We start from the raw sequence: 15,748 nt of genomic DNA on the forward strand, positions 1-15,748 counted from the left end.
TTTCTTTTAATTTACCGTTCAACTATTAAATTTCTCACTGCTTCAATCATTTTCTTATGGTATTTTGGATAAGAAAAATAAAAATTTTCCATTTAATGTTTGTGGAGGGAAAGGTTTTGGACATAATTAACAAGGTTTTAAGGCAAAATACGATAAGGAACCAGCTTCGAAGAGGGCATATCGTGATTATTTTTATCATGAGTTTATGTATTTTTATTCCGACAATCTTTAATGAATATCAGCAAACGATTAACCATCAAAAAGAAGAAATGACCAATTACTTAGATGCTCAAACGTACTTTGTTGAAAGCTGGTTAATGGAGCGTTCTGAAGATATACATACAATAACAAATTTAGCTTTTGTCAAAGACTATCAATATGAACAAACGCAGGCATTTTTTCAAGAATATAAAAAACAAACAGTTTTTACTGATTTAGTCTTTGTAAACAAAGAAGGAATAGTACAATTCGATACAGTGACAGAAAATCAACAGAATGGGATTGGCATCGATGTGAAAAATCGTACATATTTTCAAATAGCTAAAAAAACTAAACAGCAATATATTACAGATGTATTAATTAGTAAAGTAACAAAAGAGCCCATCATTGCTTTCGCATCTCCAATATTAGATGAGCAACAACAATTTAATGGTGTAGTTTTTGGTACTGTAAATTTTAGAACAGTTGATTTGCTCTTAAATGAATCAAGAGTGGGCTTTCAGGGTCATGCTTATATAGTCAATCAGGATGGGACATTATTGACTGAATTAGGTCCCAATAAGAAAGAAGCTACTGCAATTATTCCAAATATATTGTCGCAAAACTATAACATTGAAGAACGAATATTAACGATTGCTCAAGCCAATCAAGCTCAATCACCTATCAATTTCTATAAGGATGCAAAAGGAGAATGGGTGTTGGCAAAAAGTAAGCCAATTAATCAAGGGAAATGGTATTTTATTTCTGAAGTTAATCTGTTGGAAGCATATACACCTTTAATCAAACGCTTTGGCTTATTAGCGATTTGTATTTTATTTGGTACATTTTTAACTATAAAAGTTATGTTAATGATAACGAAAAAAATAGAAGAGCCGATCCAACAATTACTTAAAGGTGTTGATAAGGTTGAACAAGGATACTATGATTATCAAATTAATGAAAAACAATTAGCACCGTATGCCAAAGAGTTTCAAGAGCTTTGTACATCTTTTAATGAGATGAGTGCGAAAGTGAAAGAAGATACAATATTACTTAGAGAGTTATCGGTTACTTGCCAACTAACGAAACTATATAATCGGCGTTATTTAATTGAGCAAGGTGAGCTTGTTTTTCAAGAATGTAAAAGCAATAAGCATCATTGTTCCTGTATAGCGATTGATATCGATTTTTTCAAAAATGTTAATGATACATATGGGCATCTAGTTGGGGATGAGGTATTAAAGCATGTAGCAAAGATAATTAAAGAATCCGTACGAATAAAAGATATTACAACGAGATATGGTGGAGAGGAATTTGTAATATTATCTCCAGCAACGACATTGGATAGTGCTGTAAAAATAGCTGAACGAATAAGAAAAAATGTTGAAGAATGTCCATTTACTATAGGTGAGCAGTTTATTCCGATGACAGTGAGTGTGGGCATTGCAGAATTTGCAAATGATAAGGAAATTTCGACTTTTTACGATTTAATTGATAAGGCAGACCAGGCGCTTTACATTGCTAAGGAAAGTGGTCGAAATATGTTAAGAGCGTATGATGGTATAAATAACTTTGTGATACGGTAACTTTTTAAATCTTATTTTTTCACAATAGTGAATATGAACGTGTAGTAATTTTAAAAATGGTCATACTAACATGGATTCACTTATGAAGTCTATATTGATGAGGAGGATGTAAAATGAGTAGGCCTGAACAACTAGACCCGAAATCTCAAAAAATCCACCGTAACTGGACAAGGATTAAGCGTTCAAAATCTCAAGTAAATGGTGAAACGGAGATAACTCTTCATAACCGTATCTTGAGAAGTGAAGCGAAAGCCCGACAGTTCTAATCATGCTAGAAGCAATAAGTGTTATCAAGCTCAGATAGTATATCTGAGCTTTCAGCTTGTCGACAAAAGGGATTAAGAATAGAAATCTTAATCCCTTTTGTAATTTTTTTGTAAAAAAGGGGCTCTTACTTTCGTCTTGCCATTCTATTCGAGCATCCCCTCCCTATGAAGCTGTTCGCCATAATTGTAGTAGACGGCTAGTAATACATATAAAGTTGCTTGGAGTGGAGGGCGGGCGACTCATGCTCAGAATGCACAGTACGTAAGACGCACCAAAGGCGCGCGCTAGCGAGGGTTATGGCTTACGATGGGCCCGCGGAAAGCGCCCGCCCGTAGCGTAATTCAACCGCAGTAGTCATCTCCAATAGTAGTTTTAAATAAAAAAGACTATAGACAAATTCGAAAAACTTCGAGTTTGTCTACAGTCTGCAAGCTCAGATAGTATATCTGGGTTTTTTTGCATGATTAATTAAAACAAATAATATCCATGTAATAATTTATAGTAAAATATAAGAAATAAGGGAATAGGAGGGGGAAGGAAATGAACAATCCAATTACCATTCGTGTGGCACGACTTGCGGATGCACAAAAAATGCTTGAAATACAACGTGAAGTTTTAGCAGAAGAATTATTTTTAATAACAACCACTGAGGAATTTCAACAAACTATTGAAGGACAGCAAGCATGGATCCAGACGAAATTAGCAAATGACCATGAAATAATTTTCGTAGCAGAACATCATAATGAGGTCATAGGGTGGCTTGCATTTCAATCGCCGAATCGAAAACGTTTAGCTCATACTGGCAGTTTTGGCATGATGATACAAAAAGATCAAAGAGGGCAGGGAATTGGTAAACGGCTAATAGAGGCATTACTGACATGGGCAGTTGCCAATCCAGCAATTGAAAAAGTGTGCTTAGGCGTGTTTTCAACAAATGTAGGCGCCATTGCGCTTTATCAAAAAATGGGTTTTATTGAAGAAGGTAGAAAGATTAACGAAATTAAAGTAAGGGACGGTGAGTATGTTGATGATGTGTTAATGTATAAAATGGTTTAAGTAGTATGCGCAATTCTATAAAAAGATTAGGTAAAGAGAGGCAGTTATTATGAAAATGTATCATTTCTCAAAGGATTGTGGTAATGCAATTGTCAATTACGACTCTTTTCATTCATCTTATACTAAAATATTGAAAACTGTAGAGCCAACATAGAAGCGGGTGGTGAAGTTGGATTACATGAAGCACCAGTTCCACAGCTATTCATTGTTATTCAGGGAGAAGGATGGGTATATGGTAAAGAGAGGGAAAAATTACTTGTAAAACAGGGAGATGGGGTTTATTGGAAAGAGGGGCAGGCGCATGCATCGGGAAGTGACACAGGGTTAACAGCCCTCGTTATTCAATCTACACAAATTGATTTGCCTGTATAAAGGGAGAGCAAATAACGGGGTGCAAGTGACTCCGTTATTATTTTGCTAACGCAAGCTCTAATCGTATTGTTCTTAAAATATGCCCATCAAAAAAATCATCGAACTCTTCTACTTGCTGAAAGCCTTTTGCCTTGTAGAAGTGTCCTCCAATTGTATTGTCCTTCTCCACGCATACAGTCAGTAAAGTGATATCTTGTATTTTTTCAATTCCACATTCTAATAGAGCTGAGCCAATACCATTGTTTTGGGCTTCAGGAAGTAAATAAATAGCGAAAAGCTCTGCTTGTCCATTGTCATTAACATCTGAAAAGTTAGCAAAGCCAACAAGTGATTCACCGAATTCAGCAACTAAAAATAGGCTATTTTGAAGACGTGTGAATAAACGTTTTTCGCTATAGGCAGCTTCGAGAAAGCGCTCCTGAATTTGCATCGGTATGATTCCGTCATATGTTGCAAACCAACTTGTCTTGGCAATTTCCTGCACAAAAGAGATGTCATCTTCCGTCATTTGTCGTATAATGAGTGTCAACACTTATCACCTACAATTTCAATAATTTCTAATTATTGTAACATTTTAATTGATAAAAGGGGATGGATGAATGGAAGTTTTGGAAAAAGCATTTGGTTATATTACGAGGGAATGGGAGGGGCGAATCCAAATACTTGTATTTGAACAAAATACCGTTGGAGCTGGTATCCAAATTCCAAAGGGGACAGTTGAAGACGGAGAAACGCCTTTAGAAGCAGTACTACGAGAAATGGTAGAGGAAACGGGTTTAACAAATTTGAAAGTAAAAGGCTTAATTGCTCAAGATTATGCTGAACATTATTCTGGAGCCATACATAAACGTTATTTTTACCATTTACTATCAAATGAGTCACGTCCTACATGGCAACACAACCCGACAGGATTAAATGAAGGTAACTTACGATTTACATTTTACTGGATTGAAGAAAACGATAATGTTGTATTAGCAAAAGGACATGGCGATTATTTATATCGGGTATTAAAAAATCCTTTATGTTAAATAAGGGGTTATTATCATAAAGACAAGGAAGCCTAATTTGAGAGTAAAGGAGGAAAAACTTTGACGATTTATTATGAAGAGTTTGGAAACAAAAATGCGCCACTTATCGTGTTTTTACATGGGGGAGGTGTCAGTGGATGGATGTGGGAAAACCAAATAGAATACTTTGCACAACACTATCATTGTTTAGTCCCTGATTTACCTGGACATGGGAAAAATAGCGAAAATACATATTTTTCAATGAAACAAGCTGCAAAGCAAGTAATTGACCTAATAGAAAAGGTATCTAATAATCGAAACATAACAATTATCGGTTTTTCCTTAGGGGCGCAAATAATTGTGCAATTGCTAAGTATGAGACCAAATTTAGTTGATCGTGCAGTTATATATAGTGCTTTAGTAAGGCCTATGCCTAGTTTTAAAAAATGGATTGCTCCTGCGATAAAACTCACTTCTCCTCTTATTTCAAATCGAACATTTTCAAAAATTCAAGCTAAGACCCTTTATATTCCTCAAGAAAAGTTTACGCAATATTATGAAGATAGTTGCCGTATGTCTCAACAGACGTTGATATCTGTCCTAACAGAAAATATGTCATTTTCAATACCAGAAAACTTTAAATACGTGAAAACGTCCATGCTCGTGTTGGTTGGGGATAAAGAAAAATCAATGATGAAAAAATCCGTGAACGACTTGGTGAAAAGCAACGCTAACTGTAAAGGAATGGTCGTAGCCGATATTGGACATGGTATTTCCTTTGCAAATCCAGCATTGTTTAATGAAATTATTGATAATTGGCTTAGTGCCAGTCACTCAAACAATTCTGAATTTTTTTCGCGCAGTTAAATTTTGAATAACAAATTAAAAACCCACTTAACTCCTGCGGCTTATACTGTGCCGCAGAAAGCGAAGTGGGTTTGAAGTGCCAGTCACCCAAACAATTCTGAATATTTATGCTTTAGCAGCAAATTCTAATGCTTGGGCAAAGTCGGCAATTAGATCATCAACATGCTCTAATCCTACTGAAAATCGTAATAGGCCATCTGTAATTCCGCGTTTTGAACGTTCTTCAGGCTCCATCGCAGCATGGCTCATTTTAGCTGGGTAGGAGAGAATGGATTCTACACCACCGAGAGATACTGCAAAAACAGGGATTTTCATAGCTTCCACTAATGCTTTTGCTGCGGCATAGTTTGGTAGGCGGAAAGACAATACTGCACCTGGACTTGTACATTGGCTATGATGGATATCGTAACCAGGATGTGAAGCAAGACCTGGATAATACACTTGTTCCACAAGTGGGTTCGATTCTAAAAACTGTGCAATCTTTTGTGCGGATGCCGTAGAACGACTAAAGCGCACATCCGTAGTTTTCATGTTTTGCAGTAATGTGAAGCAATCTTGCACACCTAATATATTACCAAAAGAATTTTGGATAAAGTAAAGGTCGTTTCCTAATTGCTCATCGGCTGTAACTGTTAGACCAGCAATAATATCAGAGTGACCAGATAAAAATTTCGTAGCACTATGAATGACTACGTCTACCCCTAAATCAAGAGGACGTTGGTGTAAAGGTGTCATAAACGTATTATCTAAAAATGTTAAACATTGATATTGTTTAGCTAACGCAACTACCCCACGAATGTCAGTAATCCCGAGTGTTGGATTTGATGGTGTTTCCATATAAAGAAGCTTTGTTGCAGGTGTAATCGCTGCTTCAATCGCCGCTAAATCAGAGAAATCAACGAATGTATGAGAAATCCCAAAACGAGGTAATACTTTCGAAACAAAGCGATATGTGCCACCATAGACATCTTCAGTAATAACGATGTGGTCACCTTGAGATAATAACATTAATGCTGCGGAAACAGCCGCAATTCCTGAAGAGAAGGCGTGTGCTCGAACGCCACCTTCAAGCTCTGCGACAGCTTTTTCTAATGCATCGCGCGTCGGGTTACCAGAACGTGCATAGTCATACTCCCCGAACTCATCGATGCTCTCTTGATGAAAAGTAGAGGATACATACATTGGCACATTTACTGCACCTTTTTTATTTTCATAGCCATCACGCACACCAGCGTGGATCAGCGCTGTTTCAATATGTTGCTTCATGTTTTATGCCTCTTTTCTCAGCGTATCAAAAACTTGTTTTAAATCTGCAATTAAATCTTCAACTTCTTCAATACCAACAGAGAAGCGTAGTAAACGATCGCAAACGCCGCGTTCTACACGTTCTTCGTAAGGCATATCTGCATGTGTTTGTGTCGCAGGATACGTGATAAAGCTCTCAACGCCACCAAGGCTTTCTGCAAAAATTATTAACTTTAAGTTACGAAGGAATGGGTCGATCCATTCAGGCTTTTGCAGTCGGAATGACAGCATACCACCTTTGCCCGTATAAAGTACGTCTGTTACAAGTTCTTCTTCTTCTAAATAAGCAGCGATTGCCTTCGCATTTGCATCATGCTGTTTTAAGCGAAGATGCAATGTTTTTAAACCACGAATTAATAACCACGAATCCATCGCACCTAATACCATTCCGCTACCATTATGAATATAGCCGATACGTTCTGATAGCTCAGCGCCTTTAGCGACAACTAGACCAGCTAAAACGTCATTATGGCCCCCAATATACTTAGTAGCAGAATGGAACACAATATCTGCACCTAGTTCGATTGGTCGCTGGAAATATGGCGTGTAAAAAGTATTATCAACGATTAACAAAGCACCGTGTTTATGTGCAAGTTCAGCGTATACTTCGAGATCGAATTCCTGCATAAGTGGATTTGTTGGTGTTTCGATAAAAAGGGCACGAGTATTTTCGTTGATTAAGGACTCTACTTGCTCAACAGTCTCAAATTTCGAATAGATTGGTTTAATATTGTATGTTTCTTTAAAAAAGTTAAAAAGTCGATATGTACCACCATACAAATCATCTGGTACGATTAATTCATCTCCTGGCTTGAACAGAGACATAATGAGTTGAATCGCTGCCATACCTGAACTACAGGCAAAGCCAGCGTCTCCACCTTCTAAATCAGCAATTCCTGCCTCTAAAATGGTACGTGTTGGATTTTTTGTTCGTGCATAGTCAAAGCCTGTAGATTCACCAATGCCTGCATGTTTATATGCGGTCGATAAATGAATGGGAGGGCTGACAGCGCCAGTTGTTGGATCACTTAAATTTCCTAGCTGTACAAGTTTTGTTTCAATCGTTCTATTGTTTGTCATGTCGTCACTCTTTTCTTCATCATTGATATAGAAAGAGCCCCCTAAGGCCTCAATTTCTTCATAGAATAATTTGATTAGTATCTTCAAGATTCTCTATAATTGTTACCAATTTAACATGTATAGTACAGAAGGACAAGATGATTTCAGAAAATTACATAGATTATTGAAATTAAATCATGTAGGAATAGTAGGGGATTAATTTCCGAGGGTGGAACAGTAAGCACATGCAAAAAGGCTATAGAGTATTCGTTTGAACGAATTGCTCTATAGCCTTGTCCATTATGCTTGTTGTTTTTTTAATAAATCTCGAATTTCTTTAAGAAGTTCCTCTTTTGGATCAAGCTCTGGTGTAGGCTCCTCCACAACAGCTTCCTCTTTTTTTCTTGTAAATTTGGTCATTAGACGCAATGCTAAGAAAATAGCGAAAGCAATAATTAAAAAGTCAATGATAGACTGTAAAAACACACCGAGCTTGACTTGGGCTGTACCTGAGCCAAACATAAAGCTTTCTGTTAAATCAATGCCACCCGTTAAAACACCGACTAATGGCATAATAATATTTTCTACTAAAGAGGTAACAATTTTACCGAAAGCACCACCAATTACGACTGCAATCGCTAAATCAATTATGTTACCTTTCATCGCAAATTCCTTAAAGTCTTTCCACATAAAATAAATCCTCCTACTATTATCCAATAAAACAATCGCTTTGTATTTTACTATATTGGCCTCATTATAACAAAGTAAAAATATAAAAAGAAAAAATCTACAACATAAAACGGTAAATTTGGTAATATGGAAGTAGACAAAGAATGATTAGGTGTGACATATGGCGAAAAAAAAACAAAAGAAACCACTGCTATCACCAACTGTAAAGATGGGGATGATAGCATTATTAATTCCCGTAGCGATTACTGTCTATGTACTAGCCTTTTTTGCGTGGAAGGAACTTCAAACATTACCTATCTTTGAAAAACTCGCACAACAACAAGAAATTGAAGAAATACAGCAAAACTTTGATATGAATATTCCCGAACAATATATCCCCGTATACGTTGCTGCTGAAGAAAAATATGGGGTGCCTTGGACATTGTTAGCTGCCCATCATCGCATTGAAACGCGATTTTCCACTATGAAATCGCTTGTATCGCCAGCTGGCGCTATAGGTCATATGCAATTTATGCCTTGCACGTTTGTTGGCTGGAAGCACCCAACTTGCTCTGGACTGGGCAAGGGCAATATTTCAAAGACAGAGTTAATGGATCCAGCTATTATAAAAAAATACGGTGGCTATGGAGTAGACGGAAACGGTGATGGAGTTGCCGATCCATATGATATAGAAGATGCAGTGTTTAGTGCAGCAAATTATTTATCAAAATATGGCGCGGCTAAAGGCGATGTAAAACGGGCAGTTTTTAATTATAATCATAGTGAAGAATACGTCAGTAATGTGTTATATTACTATAATTTATATAATGATTACCATGATGAATTAAAAACAGCAGTTCTTCTGAACGTAAAAAAATAACTGGATTAAATTTACATAATGTAGAAAATATCTGCCATAGTGGATGTCTATGAAATTAAAAGGTGTTAGATTGAACGCAATCAATCTAACACTTTTTTTGTTTATCATTGCATTAAGGCTGTATGAAAAAAAGCGTAAAACAGCACAAGCAAGGAACAATGCAGCGTGCGAAATGCCATCGCATTATTTAGCAAGAGAACAAAAAATAAAAAACTATTGACATTTTTCTGAATAATTAATATCATCTTTATAAGTTTACTTGGTATTAAAGTAAAGATGTACTTTGATAGTAAATCCACGTAAATTAATAAACCAATAACAATAGAACTTTTCGTTACGAAAAGCTGACTAGTAAAAACTAGAGGCCCTTAAGTATTTATTTACTTAAGGGTTTTATTTTGTTCAAAAGTAAAGGAGGCAAGCAAGTGAGTGAACGAGCACTCGTAATTGAACATTTGAATAAAATTTTTACAACGCAGAGTGAGCAGATTGTGGCATTACAAGACGTCGATTTGCATGTGAAGCAAGGAGAATTTATGACAGTCATTGGGCCAAGTGGCTGTGGAAAAAGCACGCTGCTGAAAATTATAGCTGGGCTTGATGTAGACTACGTCGGGAAAGTGGAACTAAATGGTCAGCCTATCAAAGGACCAACTTTAGAAAAAGGCTTTATTTTTCAAGAGCCGCGATTATTTCCTTGGTTAACGGTAGAAAAAAATATTGCGGGCGACCAATCTTTAAAAGATCCTGAAGTGCGTGAACGTGTAAATAGGCTTATTCAGTTAGTAAAGCTTGAAGGATTTGAAAAAGCTTACCCTAAAGAGCTTTCAGGTGGCATGGCACAGCGTGTATCAATTGCGCGAGCATTACTACGAAACCCTGACATTTTATTACTAGATGAACCTTTTGGCGCTTTGGACGCATTTACACGTTCACATATGCAAGAAGTATTGTTAAATATTTGGGAAACAAATAAAACGACAATGATTTTTGTGACACATGATTTAGATGAAGCTGTGTTTTTAGGGCAACGAGTAGTAGTGATGAATCCAAGACCTGGTCACATTAAATCTGTATTACCGATTGAGTTATTCTTTCCAAGAAAGCGTTCATCACACGGATTCCAGGAGATGCGTCGAGCAGTGTTAAATGAATTTGAAAAGGTCGAAGAAGAATCTTACACGGTAGGTGCTGGAATTTAAAAGGGGATGAATGAAGATGAGAAAACAAGTGACAATATTGGCGTTATTTTTAGCGCTCATTGTTTTTATTATAGGTTGTGCACAGGATGATACAACTTCAAAAGATTCGCAAGCTTCAAAAGATGTAGTAGTCAAAATTGGTGTTCAAGGAAGTGGTGGCCTATTCGGTAAGGCACAAGAAGAGAAGCTATTTGAAAAGGCATTTGCAAAATACGGAGCAACAGTCGAATGGGTCGAGTTTCAAAGTGGTCCTCCTATGACTGAGGCAATTGCGTCAAATAAATTAGACTTTGCTGGGCTTGGCAATATGCCAATTATTGCTGCCCAGGCTGCTGGTATTCCATTTACTGTAATTTCACAAGTGCTAGAAGGAAAGAAAAATGTTGGTGTTGTGGTGAACTCAGCAAGTGGCATAACAAGCTTGCATGATTTAGTTGGCAAAAAGGTTGCAGTTGGCAAAGGGACGAACGCATATGACTTTTTATTACGCGGGCTCTTTAAAGAGGGGATTGATCCAGAAAAACTTGAAATAATTAATCTAAATCCAGACGAAGCACAGGCTGCGTTTGATGCAAAAAGTGTGGATGCGTGGGCAGTTTGGGAACCGTATTTAACGATCAATACTTTATCTGGGAAAGGCACAATTATCGCAGATGGGGAAAAGCTTAATCTTTTGTCACCATCCTATCAAATTGTTCGTACTTCATTTGCCGAGAAACACCCAGATTTAGTAGTTGCTTTTTTACAGACCTATGATGAGCTGTTGCAATGGGAGTTAGAGCATGAAGAAGAAGCAGTGAATCGTTATGCTAAAGAACGGAATTTGCCAGTTGCATTAATGGAAGAGACGCGAAAACGTGCACGTGGCATCAGTATTCCAGTTAGTGAGGAAGTTATTGCAGAGCACCAAAGAACGGCAGATTTCCAATTTAAAATAGGCACCATTCGAAAAGAAATTAATGTCAGTGATGTATTCGATAATCAATATATTGAAAAAGCATTAAAGTAATGATTAGGGGTTGACGGGATGGAATCGATAATTGAAAAAAATATGCAAGTACGACGAAAAAAACAACGACTGAAATCGCCTGTACAGCTTCGAACACTACTATTGGGATCGATTTTACCCATTGGACTTCTCATTGTATGGGAAGTTGCTGGACGCAACGCGTATTTAAATCCGTTGTTACTATCGATGCCATCTGACATTTTACTTGAATTCATCTATTTAATGCAGCATGGGCACTTGTTAGGGCATTTACAAATTTCAACTTGGCGTGCATTAAGTGGATTCGTTTTAGGAGGAGTGCTAGGGTTGCTAGCTGGAATTGTAGTAGGCTTTTCATATTTGTCCGAAAAGCTACTAAATCCATCCATTCAAATGCTACGAATGTTACCACATTTAGCGATTGCCCCATTATTTATATTGTGGTTTGGCTTTGGGGAAACATCGAAGCTGTTGTTAATAGCGAAAGGATCTTTTTTCCCGCTTTACGTAAATACGTTTCTAGGTATTCGTTCGATGGATCGGAAGCTATTTGAAGTGGCACATGTACTGCAATTTAATAAATGGCATTTATTGACGAAGGTTATTATTCCATCAGCCCTTCCGAACATCTTTTTAGGACTTCGATTATCGCTAGGTATTGCATGGCTTGGATTGGTTGTAGCTGAGATGATGGGCTCGACGTCGGGGATTGGGTTTCTCATTAATGATGCACGTGCAATGGCGATGATTTCAACAGTGTTCGTAGGAATTATTATTTTTGCTGCACTTGGGAAAATATCAGATTCACTTATTCTATTGATTGAACGCAAATGTTTACGTTGGCAGCAAAATTTTAAAGGAGGTTGAATGGATGGCAGTTGTAAACAATGAACAAATCTATGTAAAGAAACAGAAGCGTCCATTGAATTGGATGGATTTAATTTATCCATGGATTGTCCCTTTACTCGTCATCCTTCTATGGCAAGCCATTGGAAGTTTCGGTTTTGTCGAAGAACAAATCCTCCCAACGCCCATAAAAATTATATCAACTTTTGTAACATTACTTGGAAATGGAGAACTTTTCTATCACTTCACTATCAGTGGGCAACGTGTGTTAGGAGGATTTATTGTTGGGGCTGGAACAGGTATTTTACTTGGTATTTTGACAGGCTTTAGTCGTTTCGCGCAAGAGGTGATTGATCCAAGCTTGCAAATGCTTCGGACAGTACCGTTACTTGCGTTAATTCCATTATTTATATTGTGGTTTGGGTTAGGTGAATTTGGGAAAGTGCTAATGATTGCACTCGGGGCATTTTTTCCCGTGTATGTAAACTTCTTTTTAGGGATTCGGTCAGTCGATCAAAAGTTGATGGAGGTTTCAAAAATATTGCAGTTTTCGTTTTGGAAAACAATCACGAAGGTTATTCTGCCATCAGCACTTCCAAATATTTTACTAGGTTTACGATTAGCATTAGGCACTTCATGGTTAGTACTTGTTGTTAGCGAAATGATGGGAACAAGTGCAGGGCTTGGCTATATGATTCAAGATGCACGAGCATACGCGCAAACAGACATTGTATTTGTTGGACTTTTGATGTTTGCAATGTTAGGGAAATGTTCAGATTCAATCATCTATGCAATAGAACGCAAATGTTTAAGATGGCGAGATACTTTTAAAGGATAAGAGGGATCAATTATGGTGAAAAGAAATGGACAATTACGATTAGGGGCTTTTATCTACTACAGCGGCCATCATAGTGCAAGCTGGAGACACCCTGAAGCCCGCAGCAACGAAATATTTTCAGTAGATTTATATAAGGATTTAGCACAGACAGCAGAACGTGGGAAATTCGATATGATGTTTTTAGCAGACTTATTATACGCAATCAACGTAGAAAAGGCAGCTTCTGGTATGCTTGACCCAGTCACTCTACTGTCAGCGATCTCAACTTCTACAACAAAATTAGGGCTAACCGCTACTGTATCTACTACGTATAATCAGCCTTATAATGTAGCGCGGCGCTATGCCACTTTAGACCATATAAGTAAAGGTCGAGCTGCTTGGAACATTGTAACCTCTCAACTGGATATGGAAGCACATAATTACGGCAAAGAGAAGCATCCTGAACATGCACTCCGTTATGAGATGGCTGAAGAATTTGTAGATCTAGTTACAGCGTTATGGGATAGCTGGGATGATGATGCCATTGTATTAGATAAAGAGAATGGAATATTTGCACATGCGCAGAAAGTGAAAGAAATTGATTACCAAGGTCGGTGGTATAGCTCGAAAGGACCGTTAAATGTACCTCGTCCCCCTCAAGGTTATCCAGTACTTGTAGTAGCAGGTTCATCTGAAGCGGGCAAAGAGTTTGCTGCGAAAACAGGTGAAGTAGTGTTTACTGCACAGCAGTCTCTTGAAGCGGCTAAACAATTTTATCGTAGTATTCATGAAAAATTAGCTGCACATGGACGACATGAAAATAGTATAAAAATTATGCCAGGGATTTCGCCTATTGTTGCACTAACAGAAGAAGATGCTTGGGCAAAACATGAAAGCTTGCAAAAACTAATTACAGTAGAGGATGCGGTTACAGCGGTTGCAGGCTTTATTGGCTTTGACCTATCCAGCTACGATCCACATGGACCATTACCAGAAAACTTACCCGATGTAGCGGCAGCTTCGAATGGGATGAAAAGTCGTGTCCAATTATTTCTTGATACTGCAAAGGCTGGGAACTTATCAATTGTAGAATTAGGTCGTAAAATGCTTGGAGCACGTGGACATTTGCAATTTGTCGGCACACCTGAGCAGTTAGCAGATTTATTGGAGCTTTGGTTTAATGAGTATGCCTGTGATGGTTTTAATATTATGCCGCCTGTACTGCCAGTTGGGTTGGATGATTTTGTAGATTTAGTTATTCCAGTGCTGCAGGAGAGGGGGCTATTTCGTAAAGAATATGAAGGGAACACGTTGCGTGAGCATTTAGGTTTAGAGCGACCATCTTATCATCATTTTAAAAAGCTCCAGTCAATTTAACTATTGCTAACTTTTTCAATAGGCATAAAAAGTTGCTTATAAGTACAAAAAGAGCTATCTAAAAAGATAGCTCTTTTGTACATATTTAGGCGGCTTTACGCATACCCTTTAAAATAAGACTTACAATGAAGATAAGTACGATTGCACCTATTAATGCTGGGAATACATAAAAATCACTGACTCTCCAACCCCAATTTCCTAAAACCATACTACCTATCCAAGAACCGACGATCCCGGCAATAATATTACCAATAATGCCTCCAGGAACATCTTTTCCTAATATGACGCCAGCTAACCAGCCTAAAATTCCTCCGATGATTAAATACCAAATGAAACTGATCATAATTATTCATCTCCTCAAAGTTAAGATATAATGGCATTACTTAGTTATATCCTTTTTGAGTATAATTAAACCTAAAACAGCTCCATTTTTTTTTAATTCACAAGTTATTTCACAACGGTTGCACCTAGCGTATTTTCAAAATGACGTAAAGCCCATTGATGACCAGCTGCGTCAAAGCTAGCGACAGCATTTGCATAAATAACTGTAGAAATGCCCAAATTATAAGCATCTACAGCAGTATGCAAAATGCAAATATCCGTGCAAACACCAACTAAATGAATTTCCTCTATGCCACGTTCTTTTAGTAAGATGGCTAAATTTGTTCCTGCAAATGCACTATAGCGTGTTTTATCGAGCCAAATTACTTCTTCTTTGTGCAAGTCATAAACTTTACCAACATGACCATATAGATTGCGCCCAAGCGTGCCCCTTATATTATGAGGAGGAAAAAGCTTCGTTTCGGGATGGAACGGATCATTTTCTTCATGTAAGTCATTAGCAAAGACCACTAAATTTTTGTCAGCAAGAAATTGCTCAATTAATGTCGCAATAGGCGTATCTAGTAATTGTCCTGGTTCTCCACATGTTAGTTTGCCTTCTGTCGCTACAAAATCATTTGTATAATCAATGACAAGTAATGCTTTTTTCAAAATTTTTCTCCACTCCTTTAGGCATGATTTCACTCTTTATCATGCCATATTTGGTTTTGGTTGTCAGAAAAATAGTTATATTTTAATATTAAGAATAATTTGAAAATTGATGAATGAGCGCGTATAATGTGAAAAAAGGAGAGGTGATAGATTATGAATATGACTGCTATGAAACGTTTAGATCGCCAAGGATTCTTAATCGCTGCGTTACATTTAGTGGTGGTGTTAAATTTAGCTGCGGAGTTTTTATTTGCCTCGT

18 protein-coding genes are annotated in these 15,748 nt (G+C 37.4%); 12 read left to right on the forward strand and 6 right to left on the reverse strand.

Annotated elements, in window-relative coordinates:
* Positions 1–182: 182 nt before the first annotated feature.
* The 4 genes from ACIQ1H_RS03870 to ACIQ1H_RS03885 all read left to right on the forward strand — a co-directional run bounded on the left by ACIQ1H_RS03870 (position 183) and on the right by ACIQ1H_RS03885 (position 3,479).
* Positions 183–1,784, forward strand: a complete 1,602-nt coding sequence (locus ACIQ1H_RS03870) for a sensor domain-containing diguanylate cyclase (RefSeq protein ID WP_402886646.1) — start codon at positions 183–185, stop codon at positions 1,782–1,784.
* 113 nt (positions 1,785–1,897) lie between these two features.
* A complete protein-coding gene (locus ACIQ1H_RS03875; protein WP_069513162.1) occupies positions 1,898–2,050 on the forward strand; it encodes a YpzG family protein in 153 nt (50 codons plus the stop codon).
* A 541-nt stretch (positions 2,051–2,591) separates the two neighbouring features.
* Complete coding sequence (locus ACIQ1H_RS03880) at positions 2,592–3,107, forward strand: GNAT family N-acetyltransferase (protein WP_402886647.1); 516 nt, start codon at positions 2,592–2,594, stop codon at positions 3,105–3,107.
* Between the two features lie 204 nt (positions 3,108–3,311).
* On the forward strand, positions 3,312–3,479 hold the full coding sequence (locus ACIQ1H_RS03885; protein WP_402888541.1) for a hypothetical protein: 168 nt from the start codon (positions 3,312–3,314) through the stop codon (positions 3,477–3,479).
* 37 nt (positions 3,480–3,516) lie between these two features.
* Here the strand turns inward: ACIQ1H_RS03885 and ACIQ1H_RS03890 are convergent, their stop codons facing one another.
* Entirely contained in the window at positions 3,517–4,011 is a 495-nt protein-coding gene (locus ACIQ1H_RS03890; protein WP_402886649.1) for a GNAT family N-acetyltransferase, read from the reverse strand.
* 67 nt (positions 4,012–4,078) lie between these two features.
* Between ACIQ1H_RS03890 and ACIQ1H_RS03895 the strand changes: the two genes are divergently transcribed.
* Positions 4,079–4,507, forward strand: coding sequence for an NUDIX hydrolase (locus tag ACIQ1H_RS03895; protein ID WP_402886651.1), 429 nt, complete (start codon positions 4,079–4,081; stop codon positions 4,505–4,507).
* 60 nt (positions 4,508–4,567) lie between these two features.
* Positions 4,568–5,353, forward strand: coding sequence for an alpha/beta fold hydrolase (locus ACIQ1H_RS03900; protein WP_402886653.1), 786 nt, complete (start codon positions 4,568–4,570; stop codon positions 5,351–5,353).
* Positions 5,354–5,458: 105 nt separating this feature from the next.
* On the opposite strand, the gene ACIQ1H_RS03905 is transcribed toward ACIQ1H_RS03900, so the two are convergent.
* The 3 genes from ACIQ1H_RS03905 to mscL all read right to left on the reverse strand — a co-directional run bounded on the left by ACIQ1H_RS03905 (position 5,459) and on the right by mscL (position 8,407).
* Positions 5,459–6,619, reverse strand: a complete 1,161-nt coding sequence (locus ACIQ1H_RS03905; protein WP_402886655.1) for an aminotransferase class I/II-fold pyridoxal phosphate-dependent enzyme — start codon at positions 6,617–6,619, stop codon at positions 5,459–5,461.
* 3 nt (positions 6,620–6,622) lie between these two features.
* Positions 6,623–7,738, reverse strand: a complete 1,116-nt coding sequence (locus ACIQ1H_RS03910; RefSeq protein WP_402886657.1) for a methionine biosynthesis PLP-dependent protein — start codon at positions 7,736–7,738, stop codon at positions 6,623–6,625.
* A 279-nt stretch (positions 7,739–8,017) separates the two neighbouring features.
* Entirely contained in the window at positions 8,018–8,407 is a 390-nt protein-coding gene (gene mscL / locus ACIQ1H_RS03915; protein WP_402886659.1) for a large conductance mechanosensitive channel protein MscL, read from the reverse strand.
* Between the two features lie 160 nt (positions 8,408–8,567).
* Between mscL and ACIQ1H_RS03920 the strand changes: the two genes are divergently transcribed.
* The 6 genes from ACIQ1H_RS03920 (at position 8,568) to ACIQ1H_RS03945 (ending at position 14,496) form a co-directional block, all read left to right on the forward strand.
* Positions 8,568–9,266, forward strand: coding sequence for a lytic transglycosylase domain-containing protein (locus tag ACIQ1H_RS03920; RefSeq protein ID WP_402886660.1), 699 nt, complete (start codon positions 8,568–8,570; stop codon positions 9,264–9,266).
* A 425-nt stretch (positions 9,267–9,691) separates the two neighbouring features.
* Complete coding sequence (locus ACIQ1H_RS03925) at positions 9,692–10,468, forward strand: ABC transporter ATP-binding protein (protein ID WP_402886662.1); 777 nt, start codon at positions 9,692–9,694, stop codon at positions 10,466–10,468.
* Positions 10,469–10,484: 16 nt separating this feature from the next.
* The gene (locus ACIQ1H_RS03930) at positions 10,485–11,477 is read left to right on the forward strand and encodes an aliphatic sulfonate ABC transporter substrate-binding protein (RefSeq protein WP_402886664.1); all 993 of its coding nucleotides are present in this window, start codon (positions 10,485–10,487) and stop codon (positions 11,475–11,477) included.
* A gap of 18 nt (positions 11,478–11,495) precedes the next feature.
* Positions 11,496–12,323, forward strand: coding sequence for an ABC transporter permease (locus tag ACIQ1H_RS03935; RefSeq protein WP_402886666.1), 828 nt, complete (start codon positions 11,496–11,498; stop codon positions 12,321–12,323).
* Positions 12,324–12,327: 4 nt separating this feature from the next.
* On the forward strand, positions 12,328–13,140 hold the full coding sequence (locus ACIQ1H_RS03940) for an ABC transporter permease (protein WP_402886668.1): 813 nt from the start codon (positions 12,328–12,330) through the stop codon (positions 13,138–13,140).
* A 12-nt stretch (positions 13,141–13,152) separates the two neighbouring features.
* Positions 13,153–14,496, forward strand: a complete 1,344-nt coding sequence (locus ACIQ1H_RS03945) for an LLM class flavin-dependent oxidoreductase (protein WP_402886669.1) — start codon at positions 13,153–13,155, stop codon at positions 14,494–14,496.
* An 85-nt stretch (positions 14,497–14,581) separates the two neighbouring features.
* Here the strand turns inward: ACIQ1H_RS03945 and ACIQ1H_RS03950 are convergent, their stop codons facing one another.
* Both ACIQ1H_RS03950 and ACIQ1H_RS03955 read right to left on the reverse strand, forming a co-directional pair.
* A complete protein-coding gene (locus ACIQ1H_RS03950) occupies positions 14,582–14,839 on the reverse strand; it encodes a GlsB/YeaQ/YmgE family stress response membrane protein (RefSeq protein ID WP_173478931.1) in 258 nt (85 codons plus the stop codon).
* A gap of 104 nt (positions 14,840–14,943) precedes the next feature.
* Complete coding sequence (locus tag ACIQ1H_RS03955) at positions 14,944–15,489, reverse strand: cysteine hydrolase family protein (protein ID WP_173478930.1); 546 nt, start codon at positions 15,487–15,489, stop codon at positions 14,944–14,946.
* Positions 15,490–15,748 lie beyond the last annotated feature (259 nt).

It is taken from the genome of Lysinibacillus sp. NPDC097279, assembly GCF_044761745.1.
In the GTDB taxonomy this organism is placed as follows: Bacteria; Bacillota; Bacilli; order Bacillales_A; family Planococcaceae; genus Lysinibacillus.